Genomic DNA, 14,533 nt, shown 5'->3' on the forward strand with positions numbered 1-14,533 from the left:
ACGGCGGGGTCCGCCGGTCCGTGCCGGTGCGGCGCCGGGCCGGGGAGGGGGTCAGTTCCAGTCGTTGTACGTACCGTATCCACCGGCGTCGGCGAGCTGCTCGGCGACTCCCTCCAGGTCCTCGGGGAGCAGGCCCCAGACGATCAGATCGGTTCTGATGTCGGCCCATCCTCCGTCCTCGGTCTGTGAGCGGGCTATGCGGGCGTTGCGCAGGATGCCCTCACTGATGCAGCCGAGCTTCTGCGCGACCTGCTGGGAGGCGGTGTTGTCGGCGGCGGTGCGCAGCTCTATCCGCTCGAAGCCCTGGTCGCGGAAGAGCCACTGGGCGAGCGCCAGCACGGACTCGGTGGCGTATCCCTCGCCGCGTGCCCAGGGGGCGGTGATGTAGGAGACCTCGGTGGCCAGGGTCCGCCAGTCGGTGTGGTGCAGCCGGACCGAGCCGACGAGGCGCTGGGTGAGGAACTCGGTGACGGCGAAGACGATGCCGTCACCCTTGGTCCGCTGCGCGGGGGCGATCCTGCGGACCCAGCGTTCGGCGTCGACCTGGGTGTAGGGGTGGGGTGCCTCGGTCCAGGCGGTGACGAGTTCGTCGTTCATCATCTCGATGTACGCGGGGACGTCCGCCATGTCGAAGGGGCGCAGCACCAACCGATCCGTGCTGATGGAGATGTCCGGAAAGGTGGAAGTCATGCGCAGCTCCATGCCGAAGACCGTGTAAAGGCACAGCATGCAGCATCGGGCGGGCCTTGTGCATGGGCGGGTCCGCACGACGGAGCCCCGCACACCCGGGCGGGGTGTGCGGGGCTCCTGGGGCAAGTGCCGTGCGGGGGTCAGGACTTGGCTGCGGAACCGAAGGCCGGGATGACCGAGCCCTGGTAGCTGTCCTCGATGAACTTCTTGACCTCGTCGGAGTGGAGGAGCTTCACGAGCTTCTGGACGCGGGCGTCCTTCTCGTTGCCCTTCTTCACGGCGACGATGTTGGCGTACGGGTTGCCGTCGGCCTCTTCGAGCGCCAGGGCGTCCTTGGCGGGCTTGAGCTTGGCCTCGATGGCGTAGTTGCCGTTGATGACGGCGGCGTCGACGTCGTTCAGGGCGCGGGGGACGGTGGCGGCCTCCAGCTCCTTGAACGTGAGGCCCTTCTTGTCGGTGATGTCGCTCAGCTTGGCGCTGGTGCCGACGCCGTCCTTGAGGGTGATCAGGCCGTTGCCCGCGAGCAGCTGGAGCGCCCGGCCCTCGTTGGTGGTGTCGTTCGGCACGGCGATGGTCTGGCCCGGCTTGATGTCGCCCAGGTCCTTGACCTTCTTGGAGTAGAGGCCGAGGGGCTCCAGGTGCACGGTGCCGACGGAGACCAGGTGGGTGTTGTTCTTCTTGTTGAAGTCGTCGAGGTAGGGCTGGTGCTGGAAGAAGTTGGCGTCGACCTGGCCGGTCTCGGTCGCGGTGTTCGGCAGGACGTAGTCCGTGAACTCCTTGACCTCCAGCTTGAGGCCTGCCTTGTCCGCCAGGTTCTTCTTGACGAAGTCCAGGATGTCGGCGTGCGGCGTCGGTGACGCGGCGACGACGAGGGCCTTGGAGGTGTCCGCCTTGGCACCGGTCTCGCTCTTGGACGCCGGGTCGGAGTCCGTGCCGCAGGCGGTGAGGCCGAAGGCGAGGGCGGCGGTGGCGGCGGCAGCTGCGGTGATCTTGATGTTCTTGCGCACGAAGAGTGCCTCTTTCGGATGGTGATGGTGGTACGCCCGGACAAGGAGTGCGGGCTGCGGGGAGGAGAAGTCTCAGGAGGTGCTGCGGCCCCGGCGGGCCAGCAGGCGTACGGCTCCGTCGCCGATCAGCTGGATCACGGTCACGATGACGACCAGCAGCACGACGGTGATGAGCATGAACTGGTTGTCGAAGCGCTGGAATCCGTAGGTGACGGCCTTGGAGCCGAGCCCTTCGCCGCCGACCGCGCCGGCCATCGCGGAGTAGCCGATGAGCACGATCACGGTGGTGGTGACACCGGAGACGAGGGACGGCAGCGCCTGCGGCAGCAGGACCTTGCGGACGATCGTCGGGATGGATCCGCCCATGGACTGGACCGCCTCGACGAGCCCGTGGTCGACCTCGCGGACCGCCGTCTCGACGAGCCGGGCGAAGAACGGGATGGCGCCCACGGCAAGCGGGACGATCATCGCGGTCGGGCCGATGAAGGTGCCGACGACCCAGGTGGTGAAGGGGATCAGGGCGATCAGCAGGATGATGAACGGCAGCGAGCGGCCGATGTTCACGATCACGCCGATGACCTTGTTCACCGGGGTGTTCTGCAGCAGTCCGCCCTTGTCGGTGAGGACGAGCAGAACGCCGAGCGGCAGTCCGACCAGGACGGTGACGGCCGCCGACCACAGCACCATGTAGAGGGTGTCGACGGTGCCCTGTGTCAGCAGCGGCTGCATTTCGGACCAGGTCACTTCGCCACCTCCTTGGTGAGCGGTGCGGGGATGGGGGCGGGAGTGGCGTCGGTGCTGTCGGCGTCTTCGACGAGTTCGGCCTGCAGGCCCTGCTCGCGCAGGAAGCCGATGGGCACGACGTTCTCCTCGAACCGGCCGGGCAGCTCGATGCGCATCCGGCCGATCTGCCGGCCGCCGACGGTGTCCATCGCCGCGCCCAGGATCGAGATGTCGATGTTGTACGTGCGGGAGAGCTGCGAGATCACCGGACGGGCGGCGGCCTCGCCGTGGAAGGTGACGTCGACGACCGTGCGGTCGGGGCCGGAGGCGCTGCCGCCGACCGGGAACAGTTCGTGGGCGAGTTCGGAGCCGGGGGTGGCGAGGAGTTCGCCGACGGTGCCGGACTCGACGACGCGGCCCGCGCGCATCAGCGCGGCGGAGTCGCAGACCGTCTTGACGACGTCCATCTCGTGCGTGATGAGCAGGACGGTGAGGCCGAGCTGCTGGTTGAGGTCGCGCAGCAGCTGGAGGATGGAGCGGGTGGTCTCGGGGTCCAGCGCCGAGGTCGCCTCGTCGGAGAGCAGCACCTTGGGGTCACCGGCGAGCGCGCGGGCGATGCCGACGCGCTGCTTCTGGCCGCCGGAGAGCTGGCCGGGGTACGCCTTGGCCTTGTCGGCGAGGCCGACGAGGTCGAGGAGTTCGAGGGCCTTGCGGGACCGTTCGCGGCCGGCGACACCGAGGATCTCCAGCGGGAGTTCGACGTTGTCCTGCACGGTGCGGGAGGCCAGCAGGTTGAAGTGCTGGAAGACCATGCCGATACGGCTGCGCGCCTCGCGCAGCTCCTTGCCGGCCCGGCGGCCCCGGCCCGCGAGGGCCGTGAGGTCCTGGCCGGCCACGGTCACGGTGCCCGAGGTGGGGCGCTCCAGCAGGTTGACGCAGCGGATCAGGGATGATTTTCCGGCGCCGCTCTGTCCGATGACGCCGTACACCTCACCCTCGCGGACGTGGAGATCGACGCCGTCCAGAGCGGTGACCTCACGGTCGCGCGACTGGTAGACCTTCGTGAGGCCCGTAGTGGTGATCACAGGGGGGTTCCGTCACTGTCGAGTGCGCGGCGCGGTGTCCGCCGGGCACGGGGCATTCGTCCGGTGGGACTGTTCGGACGTTCGATCGGACGTTTCGAGCGGGGTCCCGGCACGGCCCGGCGCGGTGGTGACCGCGGGGCAGCGTGCTCGGACAGACTCGTCCTCGCTTTGGGGCGCGAGGCTCGGGGCGGGGGCCCTCAGAAGGCGCGCATTCGACACATACAACGAGCACCGGGCGTCGTGATCGCCTCGGTCGCAAGGATGCGGTTGCTCGTCGTGGTCATGGGCCCAAGTAAAACAGACGTAACGTTCCGCCCGAACCGGTTGTCCGAATAGCGGACGAGCGTGGATGGCGTTCCAGTACCGCCGCGCCGGTCGTCGTGTTTTCCGGCCGCAACGCTGTGACCTGCGTCGACAGGGGACGCGGGCGCTCGGCTGCGCGATCCGTCACCGGTCCGGACCGGTGAGGTTCTGTGGCCAAGGCCACGGTCCTCGTGCGGCAGGGCGCGGGCGCGCGGCTCCGTGTTCAGGGCTGGGGCTCCGTGTTCACCGGCCCCGCCGGCGCCCGGGTGCGGGGGCGCACGCGGCGGGTCCCCCGGCCCGTAATACCCTCGGCTCATGCTTGACGCCCTGACGATCGCGGTCGGCGTGGCCGCCCTCGCCCTCGCCGCCTGGTGCGGATTCGCCGCCTACCGGGACCAGCCGACCAAGGACTGGCACTTCATCGGGATGGCCGTGGTCTCGGTGCTCGCGCTGGCCCAGCTGGTGGTGGGGATCGTGCAGATGGCCCGCGGCGAGCGGCCGGAGCAGGGCATGACCATCTTCATCGCGTATCTGATCGGGGCGTTCCTCGCCGTTCCGGCGGCAGGGTTCCTGTCGCTGAGCGAGCGGACCCGGTGGGGTTCGGTGACGGTGGCGGCGGGCGCGGTCGTGCTGGCCGTTCTCGAAGTACGGCTCTACGACATCTGGGGAAACTGACCGTGACCGACACCGATCGCACCCCCGCGGCAGCCACCGGCGAGAAGCGGCCCTTCGACCTCGGCACCGGTCCGGGCCGGGTACTGGTCTGGTTCTACGGCGTGTTCACCGTGGCGGCGGCGTCCCGTTCGATCGTCCAGATGATCCTGGACTTCGGGAAGGCGCCGCTCGCCTACGTGCTGTCGGCCGTCGCCGCGCTCGTCTACGGCTTCATCACCTATTCGCTGGTGCGCGGCGGGGAGAAGGCGCGCCGGACGGCGCTGGTGTGCTGCGCCGCCGAGCTCGCCGGAGTACTGATCGTGGGCACGTGGACCCTGGCCGACCCGTCGGCGTTCGCGGACGCCACCGTCTGGTCGGACTTCGGAGCGGGCTACCTGCTCATCCCGGTGATCCTGCCGGTCACCGGGATGATCTGGCTGCGCCGCGCGAAGGCCGCCTAGGCGCTGGTCAACGGGTCAGGCGCTGGTCACGTACGCGGCGGCCGAGGCCTCCTTCTCCAGCAGGATCATCCGGACGCCGTCCTGGCCGGTGGCGTTGCCCACGGGGGCGTAGCCCGCCCGGCGGTAGAGCCGCAGATTGCTCTCGCTGAGGTGTCCGGTGTGCAGCCGGAACCGGGTGGCCGACCGCTGGCCGGCGAGTCCGGACTCCGCCGCCCCCAGCAGGCGGGCGCCGAGGCCGTGTCCCTGGAGCCGGGGGTGGACGCAGAGCCGCCCTATCTCCCCGACGCCGTCCTGATCCGCTGATCCCCGTACCGAACCGACGACTTCCTCACCGAGCCGTGCCACGAACACCAGGTTCGTGGCGATTTCGGCGCGCAAGGAGTCGAGGGTCTGGACGAGCGGGTCGATCCGGTAGTTCCCGTACAGCTCCGCCTCACTCTGAAAACAGAGGTACTGGAGTTTCAAGATCTGTTCGGCGTCCTGTGTGCCCGCCGCCGAGATGATCACGCTCATGCCCATCCGCGCATGCCTCCCGCTCATCTGATCCGCCGGTTGTCTACCGCTCCTTTCCCCGCAGTTCAGGAGCTACAACCTCCGCCGCCAGCATTCTGCGCAGACATCCCAGGCATCGGGAACGGATCGGCCCCAAACTCCCCTGTGACATACCCAACTCCCCTGCGATTTCCCGGTAGGTGGGATCGTTCGGGGCGAGCATCGCCCTCAGCACGCGTGCGCAGCGGGCGGGGAGCCGGTCCACGGCCGCGCGCAGCACCCGGCGTTCGTCGGCGCCGACGAACGCCCGCTCGGGGCAGCCGGCCGGATCGGGGGCGGTCTCGTCACGGTAGGGCCGTTCGTGCCGGGCGGTGCGGCGGGCCCGGCGGGCCTCTCCCCGCACGGTGTCCCGCACCCAGCGCGCGGCGTCCGTCGGCGGTCCCTGCTCGGGCAGCCGCTCCAGCAGGCGCAGCCAGACGGTCTGTTCGAGATCGGCGGGGTCGACGGCGGCGCCGGTCGCCGAGGCCGCTGCCTCGGCTCCGGCCTCGGCGCTGACCAGTGGATACAGGGTCCGGACGACGGTTGCGGGGGCCGGGAGGGGCGGCGCCGCATGAAGATCGAGAAGCGTCATGCACCCACCCGACGTGCTTCTCCGCCGGCCGGTTGCCGAACCGGGCGAGCACCACCCGACCGGGGCACGCCCGGCCGGGTGCTGACGGACCCGTGCGGTCCGGCGGCCACCGGCCGGGGCGGGCGCGCTACTTGCCCGTGAAGTCCGCCGCCGCGAGCAGCGCCGTGTCCGGGTTGTCGGAGAAGATCCCGTCGATGCCCGTCGCGAAGTACGCGGCGAAGGCGCCGAACGCGTCCCCGTAGGCGTTGGGGTCGCTGCCGCGCCGGAAGTCGGCGGGCAGGAAGGTGTTCTCGTTGCGCATCGTGTAGGGGTGCAGGATCAGCCCCTGGGCGTGCGCGTCGCGTACCAGGGTGGTGGGTTCGGCGAGCTTGCCGGAGCCGTCCCTGGGGATGATCAGGTCCAGGGTGGGGCCGATGCCCTGGGCGAAGGACGCCATCCACTTCAGACCGGCGGGCTTCACCAGGTCGTCGGTGGTACGCGGGTCGCCGGTCGCCGTGAAGTCCCAGGGCCGGGTCCCGGTGCCCGAGAGCAGGACGACGCGCGGGGTGGCGACGAGCTTCGACAGCCGCTGGATGCTGCTGGGTTCGAAGGACTGGAGGATCAGCGGGGACTGGGCGTGGTGGCGGTCGTAGCGGCGCAGCAGCTTGACGAGCCGTTCCTCGAGGCCGAGGCCGAGGCCGCGGAAGTAGGTGGGGTGCTTGGTCTCGACGTAGAGCCAGATCTTCTTTCCGCGCCTGCGGCCCTCGCGGTCGGCCCAGCGCAGGACCTCCTCGAAGGTGGGGATCTCCCAGCGGCCGTCGTACAGCGTGTTCTTCTGGCGGTTGCCCGGGATGCGCTCCTTGGCGCGCAGTGTCTTCAGTTCGGCGAGGGTGAAGTCCTCGGTGAACCAGCCGGTGATCGGGATGCCGTCGACCGTCTTCGTGGTCCTGCGGCTCGCGAACTCGGGGTGGGCGGAGACGTCGGTGGTGGCGGTGATGTCGTTCTCGTGACGGCAGACGAGGTGGCCGTCGCTGGTCGGCACGAGGTCCTGCTCGATGATGTGCGCGCCCATGTCGAGGGCCAGCCGGTACGAGCCGAGGGTGTGCTCGGGGCGGTATCCGCTGGTGCCCCGGTGTCCGATGACGGTCGGCACCGGGAGGTCGAGGCGGTGTCCGGAGCCGCCGTGGCCACCGGACCGTTCCGCGGTGTTCCCGGCGGCCCGTGCCGTCCCGGTCAGGCCGATGGCCGCGGTACCGAGTACGGCGGCTCCCGCGCCCACGACGGTCCGTCGTCCGGGAGTGGCCTGTGCACGCTCTGTCATGAATGCTCCTCGCATATGATGTCCGGCACCTGTCGAGCGAGGCCCGAGCGTAGGCAGCTCGGCGGTCCGGACGGCGGCACCCGGGCCAACATGGCGCAAACACACGTCAACACTGCGTATCCGCTGCGTGAACCCGATGTGCGATCAGCGAGTTCCCGCGAGTATCGTCCTCACCTGCATGTACCGCTCAATTCATCGCTCGGCCGGCCCGGCCGCTACACCGGAGGAACCGTTGTCCCGACTCGCACTCATCAAGGCAGTGCTCGGACCGATCCTGCGCCTGATGTTCCGGCCGCGGGTGGAAGGCATCGAGAACATTCCGGGATCCGGGCCGGTGATCCTCGCGGGAAACCACCTCACGTTCATCGACTCGATGATCATGCCGATCTGCTGCGACCGGCCGGTGTGCTTCATCGGCAAGGACGAATACGTCACGGGCAAGGGCTTCAAGGGCCGTCTGATGGCCTGGTTCTTCACGGGCGTGGGCATGGTCCCGGTGGACCGGGACGGCGGCCGCGGCGGTGTCGCGGCGCTGATGACCGGCCGCCGGGTGCTGGAGGAGGGCAAGGCCTTCGCGATCTACCCGGAGGGGACCCGCTCCCCCGACGGCCGCCTCTACCGGGGCCGTACGGGCATCGCACGGCTGACGCTGATGACGGGGGCGCCGGTCGTGCCGTTCGCGATGATCGGTACGGACAAGCTCCAGCCGGGCGGCTCCGGTGTCCCGCGGCCGGGCAAGGTCACGGTCCGCTTCGGTGAGCCGATGGAGTTCTCGCGGTACGAGGGGATGGACCGCGACCGCTATGTGCTGCGGGCGGTGACGGACTCCGTGATGGCCGAGGTGATGCGGCTGTCCGGCCAGGAGTACGTCGACATGTACGCCACGAAGGCCAAGGCCGCCTGAACCTCGCGGAGCACCGCGTCACGGACACTGGGAAGGGTCCGTACCCCGGTTGGGGGTACGGACCCTTCCGCACATCCGTTCCACCCGTCCGGACCACACGGGACGGACGGACGCCTCCGATCTTGCCTAGTCGTGCACGATGCCTTCGTCCAGCTCTTGGCCGCGCAGCAGGAACCAGGCTCCCACCGCGGTGGCCAGGAGGACGGCGGCGCCGAAGACCGAGGCGAGCCGCAGGCCGTCGACGAACGCGTCCTGGGCGGCGTGGACCAGTGCGGTCCCCTGTTGTTCCGTGAGTGTCTTGGCCGCTTCGACGGCGCCGCCCAGCGATTCGTGGGCGGCCGAAGAGGTGGGCGCCGGTACCCCCGCCGGAGTGGCGAAGTCCTGGTAGACCCCGGTGACGATGGAACCGAGCAGGGCGATGCCGAGAGCGGCGCCGAGCTCGTACGCCGTCTCGGAGACCGCGGACGCGGAGCCCGCGTGCTCCTTCGGGACGCTGGAGAGGATCACGTCGGAGGTCACCGTGAAGGCGAAGCCCGCGCCCACGCCGACGATCAGGAGGAGGGCGCCGATCAGCGGATACGCGGTGTCCTTGTGGATCGCGGCGACCGCGGCCAGCGACAGGCCGATCGCCCCGAGGCCTCCCGACACCACGTACCGCACCGAGAAGCGGCGTGCGGTGGTTCCGGCCAGCAGACCCGCGGTGACGGCGCCGACGGCCGCGGGCAGTTCGGCGAGGCCCGCCTCCAGCGGTCCGCGTCCCTGGACCAGTTGCAGGAACTGGGAGAGGAAGAAGACCAGGCCGGACAGGCCGAGGATGGTCAGCAGGTCGGCGAGCACGGCGCCGGAGAAGCCCCGGTGGTGGAAGAGCCGCATGTCCAGCAGGGGCGCGGGGAGCCGGAACTGCCGACGGACGAACCAGACGAGCGCGGCCACTCCCCCGATGCCCGCCAGTGCGACCGGCAGGCTCCCGCCGTGGGCCGCCAGCTCCTTGATGGCGTACACGACGCCGATCATGCCGACGAACGAGAGCAGCACGCTGACCACGTCCCACGGTCCGGGCGCGGGGTTCTTCGACTCGGGGATCAGCTTGATCCCGACGACGACGAGCACGGCCATGACCGGCAGGTTGATCAGGAAGACCGAGCCCCACCAGAAGTGCTCCAGGAGGAAACCGCCGACGACGGGGCCGACCGCCGCACCGGCCGAGGCCATCGCCCCCCAGATGCCGATGGCGAGGCTGCGCTCGCGTGCGTCGTGGAAGAGGTTGCGGATCAGGGCGAGGGTGGACGGCATCAGAGTGGCGCCGGCGACGCCGAGCAGGGCCCGCGCCAGGATCATCATCTCCGGCGTCGACGCGTAGGCGTTGAGCACCGAGACCGCGCCGAAGGCGGTGGCTCCGCAGAGCAGCAGCTTCTTTCGGCCGATGCGGTCACCGAGGCTGCCCATGGAGACCAGGAGGCCCGCGATGACGAAGGAGTAGACGTCACCGATCCAGAGCAGCTGGGTGCCGGACGGCTTGAGGTCCTCGGTGAGGAAGGGGGTGGCGAGACCGAGCACGGTCGCGTCGACGGCCACCAGCAGCACCGCGAGCACGAGCACGGACAGCGCGATCCACCGCCCGGGGCGGCGCAGCTCGGTCGGGGCTCCCGGGTGCTGTTCCATACTGCTCATTGCTCCACGCTCCGGCGTGCGCCGCCGAGCAGCAACTCGACGATCATGTACTGGAAGTCCTGTGCGGCCACCCGGCCCGCCTGAACGGCCCAGGCGCAGGTGCCGATGAGCCCGTAGAGGGCCTCGGTCAGCCAGGCGGGGGTCAGGTCGATCCGGAATTCGCCGCGCTCCTGGCCGCGCCGGAAGAAGGCGGAGACCCGGGCGTCCAGCCGGTCCCAGCCCTCGTTCAGCTCGTCGCCCTCGAAGAGCTGGTTCTCGGACACGAGGAAGGCCAGGAGCCCGGCGCTCGGTTCGACGGCGGCGACGAAGCGGCGCAGCGCCTCCTGCGAGGTGCCCCGGTCGAGCTCGGCGGCGTCGAGCGCCGCTTCGAACTCCTGGATTCCCAGGTTCTCCAGCGCCCTGACCAGGGCGTCCCGCCCGGCGAAGTGCCGGTGCAGGGTGGCGCGGCCGATCCCCGCGGCCTTGGCGACCTCGTCCATGGTGGCGGTCGATTTACGGGTCAGCAGGGCGGCGGCGCTGCGCAGCACCTGCTCACGGTCGAGAGTCATGAGACGAGACTAGCCCACATGAGACATAGACGTCTCACGCGGGTGGCCGAAAGGATCTCCGCGCGGCAGGGGCACCGCCGTACGCGGGGCAGCCGGAATGGGGCGGCCGTTCAACTGGTTGTCGGTGTCCCGCACTTCGGTGAGCAGCGGCTCAGCACGAAGGAGCGTCCCGGCGGGAACGCGGATTCCACCGGCGCGGTGAGTGAATGGGCTCCGATGGCCCGGCTGTCACGCCGGGCGGGAGGAGAGCCGTCGGCGGGGCCGTATCGTGGCGGTCAGCCCCAGGTGTGCCGGGCTCCGGCCGGAGGGTCGTGAGCACGAACCCACTCCTTGCCACTTTTAACTTATAGCGCATGGGGGGGCTTGCGGCAAGACCCGGGTGATGGCGCAGAATCATCGGCCGAGGCCAGAATTTTGCGGAGATGGGTGAGTCACGAAGTGCGTGTGCTGTTGTCGGCCGGTGGGTCGCGCGGGGACGCCGTACCGCTGCCGGGACCCGCGGGGCGGTTGCGGGCCGTGGGCACGGAGGTACGGCTGAACGCGCCGCCGCCGCGGCTGCCCCGGTGCGCGGCCGCGTCGGCCACCGGCCTGCTAGGACGGCGTTCCTGGAGGCCACCGCGCGCCCGGCCCGGGTTCCGGTGAACCGCCCGGAACCACCGAGCCACGACCAGGTACGCGAGAACCCGTAAACCCTGGCGGACTGGACCGGCAACCAGCCACGGCGTGCACGCCCGGACGGAGCTCCGCCCCCGTCACGGCCACCACGTACGCCGCGCCGGTCCAGGCGCCCCGCTGCGCGCATTGACTGCAAGCGGCCCCAGATCGGAGCTGATGACGTGAATCCCCTGACCACCAGCGCGTTCGACCTTCCCGACCGCCTCTCCCCCAAGGCAGACCCGGCGCTGATCGCCGGCGACGAGCAGCACTTCGCCGCCATCGCGGAATGCCTCGACGAGTCGATCGCCGAGCTGACCGAGCGCCTGGCCGCCGAGCGCAGGACGCCCGGCGGTGCGGGCCGGCAGGCGATGGACCGGGACGTGGAGATCCACCGCCTGACGGCCCGGCTGCGCGCGCTGCGCCGCTTCGGACTGGACCTCTGCCTCGGGCACATGGTCGCGGCCGACGACCCCGAGCCCCTGTACATCGGACGGCTCGGGCTCACCGACAGCTCGGGCCGCCGGCTGCTCATCGACTGGCGCTCCCCCGCGGCCGAACCGTTCTTCGGGGCCACCCACGCCAATCCGATGGGGCTGGCGAGCCGCCGCAGGTACCGCTGGACGAGCGGCCGGATCAGCGACTACTGGGACGAGGTGTTCACCGCGGAGGGGTTCGCCGGGCACGCCGCGCTCGACGACCAGTCCGCCTTCATCGCCAGCCTGGGCAGCAACCGGTCGGCCCGGATGCGGGACGTACTGGGCACCATCCAGGCCGACCAGGACGCCATCATCCGCGCGGGGTCGCGCGGCGCCCTCGTCGTCGACGGGGGCCCGGGAACGGGCAAGACAGTCGTCGCCCTGCACCGCTCCGCCTACCTCCTGTACTCCGACCCCCGTCTCGGTCACCGCCGGGGCGGCGTGCTGTTCGTCGGCCCGCACCAGCCCTACCTGGGCTACGTCGCCGACGTCCTGCCCAGCCTCGGGGAGGAGGGCGTGCAGACCTGCACCCTGCGGGACCTCGTGACCGAGGGGGCCGCGGCGGGGGCGGAGGCCGACCCGGAGGTGGCCCGCCTGAAGTCCTCCAGGAATCTGGTGGCGGCGGTCGACGCGGCCGCCAGGTTCTACGAGGAGCCGCCCGCCAAGGGGATGACGGTCACGACCCACTGGTCGGACATCCAGCTGACCGCCGGCGACTGGGCCGTGGCGTTCGAGGCGGCGGAACCAGGCACTCCGCACAACGAGGCGCGCGACCAGGTCCGCGAGGAGCTGCTCACCATCCTGGTCGACAAGCACGAGGGCGACGTCTCCGACGAGGTGCTCCGCAAGTCGCTGCTGAAGAACCGGGAGCTGCTCACCACCTTCGACCGCGCGTGGCCGCTGCTCGAGGCGGCCGACGTCGTCGGGGACCTCTGGTCCGTCCCCGCCTATCTGCGCAGATGCGCCCCCTGGCTCACCCCCGACGAGGTGTCGCGGCTCCAGCGGGAGGACCCCCAGGCGTGGACAGTGTCCGACCTGCCGTACCTGGACGCGGCACGCCAGCGGCTGGGCGACCCGGAGGCGTCCCGGCGCAGCCGCCGGCACCGGGCCGCGCTCGCCGCGGACCGCGAGCACATGGACAAGGTCATCGACACCCTGTTGCAGGCCGACGACGACGGCGAGGGTGCGGTGACGATGCTGCACGGGAAGGACCTTCAGGAGGCCCTGGTCGACGACAGCGGGGCACCCGGCACCGAACCGGACCTGCTCGCAGGCCCGTTCGCGCACATCGTCGTGGACGAGGCCCAGGAACTGACCGACGCGGAGTGGCAGATGCTGCTGATCCGGTGCCCGTCGGGAAGCTTCACCATCGTCGGGGACCGCGCCCAGGCCCGGCACGGGTTCACCGAGTCGTGGCAGGAACGGCTGCGGCGGATCGGGCTCGACCGGATCAACCTGGCCTCCCTCAGCATCAACTACCGGACGCCCGAGGAGATCATGGCGGAGGCCGAGCCGGTCATCCGGGCCGTGCTGCCGGACGCCAACGTCCCGGCCTCCGTCCGCAGCAGCGGGCTCCCCGTCGTGCACGGATCGGCCGCGGACCTGGGCTCGGTGCTCGACACCTGGCTCGCCGCACACACCGACGGGATCGCCTGCGTCGTCGGCGATCCCACGTTCCGGTCGACGCCGCGCGTCCGGTCGCTGCCCCCGGAGCTGACCAAGGGGCTCGAGTTCGACCTGGTCGTCCTCATCGACCCGGAGACGTTCGGCGAGGGCATCGAAGGAGCGGTCGACCGCTATGTCGCGATGACCCGGGCGACCCAGCAGCTCGTCATCCTCACCGGCCCCTGAGGGAGCGAACCGTACGTCCGCTCCCGGCCGGGGGCGGACGACGGCTCAGCTCCAGGGCAGCGACGCGCGGTGCCTCCAGTACGCCTCCGGCTCCTCCACCAGTGCGTCCAGCCGGGCGCGCCGCTCCTCGTCGAGGTCGAGGACGGCCGCGTGGAGGTTGCCGGCGAGCTGGCCGACGGTCGCGGCGCCGGAGAGCACGACCCCGGCCCACGGCTGGTGCAGCACCAGCGCCAGGGCCACCGCGTCGCTGCCGAGCCCCTCCTCGGTGGCGATCTCCCGTACCGCGGCGGGGCCCTCCGTGCCCGCGAGCCGGCCGTTGGCCATGGCCTCCTTGACGATCACGGTGAGCCCGGCGGCGTGGGCGTCGGCCAGTGCCGGTCCGGCCGAGGTCTCCAGCGCGTTGTAGGTGGCCTGGACGGTACGGAAGAGCGGCTCGCCGTCGACCGTGACGGCGAGGGCCGCCCGGATCGCGTCGGCCTGCGCGGGCCCGCTGGTGGAGAGGCCGACGCTGACCCCTTCGGCGGCGAGCTCGGCGAGGCGGGCGTGCAGCTCCTTGTCCGTCAGGGCCGGGCTGTCCGGGGTGACGGAGTGGATCTGGTAGAGGTCGAGCCGGTCACCGAGCAGCGTGGCGGTCTCGGCGCGCTGGCGCTCGTAGGCGGCGAGGCTGTGGTCCTTGACCTCGTGCGCCTCGGCTTCGACGCCCCAGTCGGCGGTGTACGTGTAGCCCCACTTGCTCCCGATGACGACGTCACGCACCTCGGGCCGGGCCTTCAGCCAGTCCGCGAGGAACTCCTCGGAGCGGCCGTAGGAGCGGGCCGCGTCGAAGTAGCGGACACCCTGTGCGTAGGCGGCGTCGAGCAGTTCGTGCGTACGGGAGCGCAGCGCGTCGGCGGTGCGCTCGTCGGGCAGGTCGCGGTCACGGTGGAGATTGATGTAGCCGGGCCTGCCGACCGCTGCCAGACCGAGCCCGATGTGGGCGGTCGGGGTGGTGGTGCTGGCCAGTCGGGCGAAGGGCATCGCGGGCTCCTCGTGGTCGGTGGGGAACGCGGCCGGGGTCCGTCCGGTCCCGGTCCGCCGCGC

General features: G+C 70.7%; 14 protein-coding genes. 4 read left to right on the top strand and 10 right to left on the bottom strand.

Annotated features, from left to right (window positions below; translation table 11 throughout):
* Nucleotides 1-51 precede the first annotated feature (51 nt).
* The 4 genes from ACIO3R_RS27280 to ACIO3R_RS27295 form a co-directional block, all read right to left on the bottom strand.
* Entirely contained in the window at nucleotides 52-729 is a 678-nt protein-coding gene (locus tag ACIO3R_RS27280; RefSeq protein ID WP_385032778.1) for a GNAT family N-acetyltransferase, read from the bottom strand.
* Nucleotides 730-830: 101 nt separating this feature from the next.
* The gene (locus tag ACIO3R_RS27285; RefSeq protein ID WP_385032775.1) at nucleotides 831-1,697 is read right to left on the bottom strand and encodes a MetQ/NlpA family ABC transporter substrate-binding protein; all 867 of its coding nucleotides are present in this window, start codon (nucleotides 1,695-1,697) and stop codon (nucleotides 831-833) included.
* A 72-nt stretch (nucleotides 1,698-1,769) separates the two neighbouring features.
* The gene (locus tag ACIO3R_RS27290; RefSeq protein WP_385032772.1) at nucleotides 1,770-2,441 is read right to left on the bottom strand and encodes a methionine ABC transporter permease; all 672 of its coding nucleotides are present in this window, start codon (nucleotides 2,439-2,441) and stop codon (nucleotides 1,770-1,772) included.
* Nucleotides 2,438-3,505: a methionine ABC transporter ATP-binding protein gene (locus ACIO3R_RS27295; protein WP_385032769.1), complete on the bottom strand. Its 1,068-nt coding sequence runs from the start codon at nucleotides 3,503-3,505 to the stop codon at nucleotides 2,438-2,440. Before ACIO3R_RS27295 ends, ACIO3R_RS27290 begins: the two co-directional genes overlap by 4 nt.
* Nucleotides 3,506-4,123: 618 nt before the next feature.
* Here ACIO3R_RS27295 and ACIO3R_RS27300 point away from each other — a divergent pair.
* Together ACIO3R_RS27300 and ACIO3R_RS27305 are read left to right on the top strand one after the other, a co-directional pair.
* A complete protein-coding gene (locus ACIO3R_RS27300; protein ID WP_145762470.1) occupies nucleotides 4,124-4,483 on the top strand; it encodes a hypothetical protein in 360 nt (119 codons plus the stop codon).
* A gap of 2 nt (nucleotides 4,484-4,485) precedes the next feature.
* Nucleotides 4,486-4,923, top strand: coding sequence for a hypothetical protein (locus ACIO3R_RS27305; protein ID WP_385032766.1), 438 nt, complete (start codon nucleotides 4,486-4,488; stop codon nucleotides 4,921-4,923).
* 15 nt (nucleotides 4,924-4,938) lie between these two features.
* On the opposite strand, the gene ACIO3R_RS27310 is transcribed toward ACIO3R_RS27305, so the two are convergent.
* The 3 genes from ACIO3R_RS27310 to ACIO3R_RS27320 all read right to left on the bottom strand — a co-directional run bounded on the left by ACIO3R_RS27310 (nucleotide 4,939) and on the right by ACIO3R_RS27320 (nucleotide 7,346).
* Nucleotides 4,939-5,442, bottom strand: a complete 504-nt coding sequence (locus ACIO3R_RS27310; RefSeq protein WP_385032813.1) for a GNAT family N-acetyltransferase — start codon at nucleotides 5,440-5,442, stop codon at nucleotides 4,939-4,941.
* 37 nt (nucleotides 5,443-5,479) lie between these two features.
* Nucleotides 5,480-6,046 carry a sigma-70 family RNA polymerase sigma factor gene (locus ACIO3R_RS27315; RefSeq protein WP_402109431.1) on the bottom strand — a complete coding sequence of 189 codons (567 nt, stop codon included), beginning with the start codon at nucleotides 6,044-6,046 and terminating at the stop codon, nucleotides 5,480-5,482.
* Nucleotides 6,047-6,173: 127 nt separating this feature from the next.
* Nucleotides 6,174-7,346 carry a glycerophosphodiester phosphodiesterase gene (locus ACIO3R_RS27320; protein WP_402109434.1) on the bottom strand — a complete coding sequence of 391 codons (1,173 nt, stop codon included), beginning with the start codon at nucleotides 7,344-7,346 and terminating at the stop codon, nucleotides 6,174-6,176.
* Nucleotides 7,347-7,578: 232 nt separating this feature from the next.
* On the opposite strand from ACIO3R_RS27320, the gene ACIO3R_RS27325 reads away from it, so the two are divergent.
* Nucleotides 7,579-8,250, top strand: a complete 672-nt coding sequence (locus ACIO3R_RS27325; protein WP_363031173.1) for a lysophospholipid acyltransferase family protein — start codon at nucleotides 7,579-7,581, stop codon at nucleotides 8,248-8,250.
* 126 nt (nucleotides 8,251-8,376) lie between these two features.
* Here ACIO3R_RS27325 and ACIO3R_RS27330 read toward each other — a convergent pair whose 3' ends face one another.
* Both ACIO3R_RS27330 and ACIO3R_RS27335 read right to left on the bottom strand, forming a co-directional pair.
* The gene (locus ACIO3R_RS27330) at nucleotides 8,377-9,921 is read right to left on the bottom strand and encodes an MFS transporter (protein ID WP_385032757.1); all 1,545 of its coding nucleotides are present in this window, start codon (nucleotides 9,919-9,921) and stop codon (nucleotides 8,377-8,379) included.
* Nucleotides 9,918-10,469 (bottom strand): TetR/AcrR family transcriptional regulator, encoded by a 552-nt coding sequence (locus ACIO3R_RS27335; protein ID WP_385032754.1) that lies wholly within the window; start codon nucleotides 10,467-10,469, stop codon nucleotides 9,918-9,920. The genes ACIO3R_RS27330 and ACIO3R_RS27335 overlap by 4 nt, the downstream gene beginning before the upstream one ends.
* An 836-nt stretch (nucleotides 10,470-11,305) precedes the next feature.
* On the opposite strand from ACIO3R_RS27335, the gene helR reads away from it, so the two are divergent.
* Entirely contained in the window at nucleotides 11,306-13,453 is a 2,148-nt protein-coding gene (helR, locus tag ACIO3R_RS27340) for an RNA polymerase recycling motor ATPase HelR (protein WP_402109438.1), read from the top strand.
* Nucleotides 13,454-13,498: 45 nt separating this feature from the next.
* On the opposite strand, the gene ACIO3R_RS27345 is transcribed toward helR, so the two are convergent.
* Nucleotides 13,499-14,470, bottom strand: a complete 972-nt coding sequence (locus ACIO3R_RS27345) for an aldo/keto reductase (RefSeq protein ID WP_402109441.1) — start codon at nucleotides 14,468-14,470, stop codon at nucleotides 13,499-13,501.
* Nucleotides 14,471-14,533: the final 63 nt, after the last annotated feature.

The organism is Streptomyces sp. NPDC087428 (assembly GCF_044744085.1).
In the GTDB taxonomy this organism is placed as follows: Bacteria; Actinomycetota; Actinomycetes; order Streptomycetales; family Streptomycetaceae; genus Streptomyces.

What these genes read in the sequence shown, in the direction of transcription:
- ACIO3R_RS27345 (WP_402109441.1), bottom strand. Translation starts at nt 14,470, where the DNA reads ATGCCCTTCGCCCGACTGGCCAGCACCACCACCCCGACCGCCCACATC.
- ACIO3R_RS27280 (WP_385032778.1), bottom strand. Translation starts at nt 729, where the DNA reads ATGCTGTGCCTTTACACGGTCTTCGGCATGGAGCTGCGCATGACTTCC.
- ACIO3R_RS27335 (WP_385032754.1), bottom strand. Translation starts at nt 10,469, where the DNA reads ATGACTCTCGACCGTGAGCAGGTGCTGCGCAGCGCCGCCGCCCTGCTG.
- ACIO3R_RS27320 (WP_402109434.1), bottom strand. Translation starts at nt 7,346, where the DNA reads ATGACAGAGCGTGCACAGGCCACTCCCGGACGACGGACCGTCGTGGGC.
- ACIO3R_RS27310 (WP_385032813.1), bottom strand. Translation starts at nt 5,442, where the DNA reads ATGGGCATGAGCGTGATCATCTCGGCGGCGGGCACACAGGACGCCGAA.
- ACIO3R_RS27315 (WP_402109431.1), bottom strand. Translation starts at nt 6,046, where the DNA reads ATGACGCTTCTCGATCTTCATGCGGCGCCGCCCCTCCCGGCCCCCGCA.
- ACIO3R_RS27300 (WP_145762470.1), top strand. Translation starts at nt 4,124, where the DNA reads ATGCTTGACGCCCTGACGATCGCGGTCGGCGTGGCCGCCCTCGCCCTC.
- ACIO3R_RS27330 (WP_385032757.1), bottom strand. Translation starts at nt 9,921, where the DNA reads ATGAGCAGTATGGAACAGCACCCGGGAGCCCCGACCGAGCTGCGCCGC.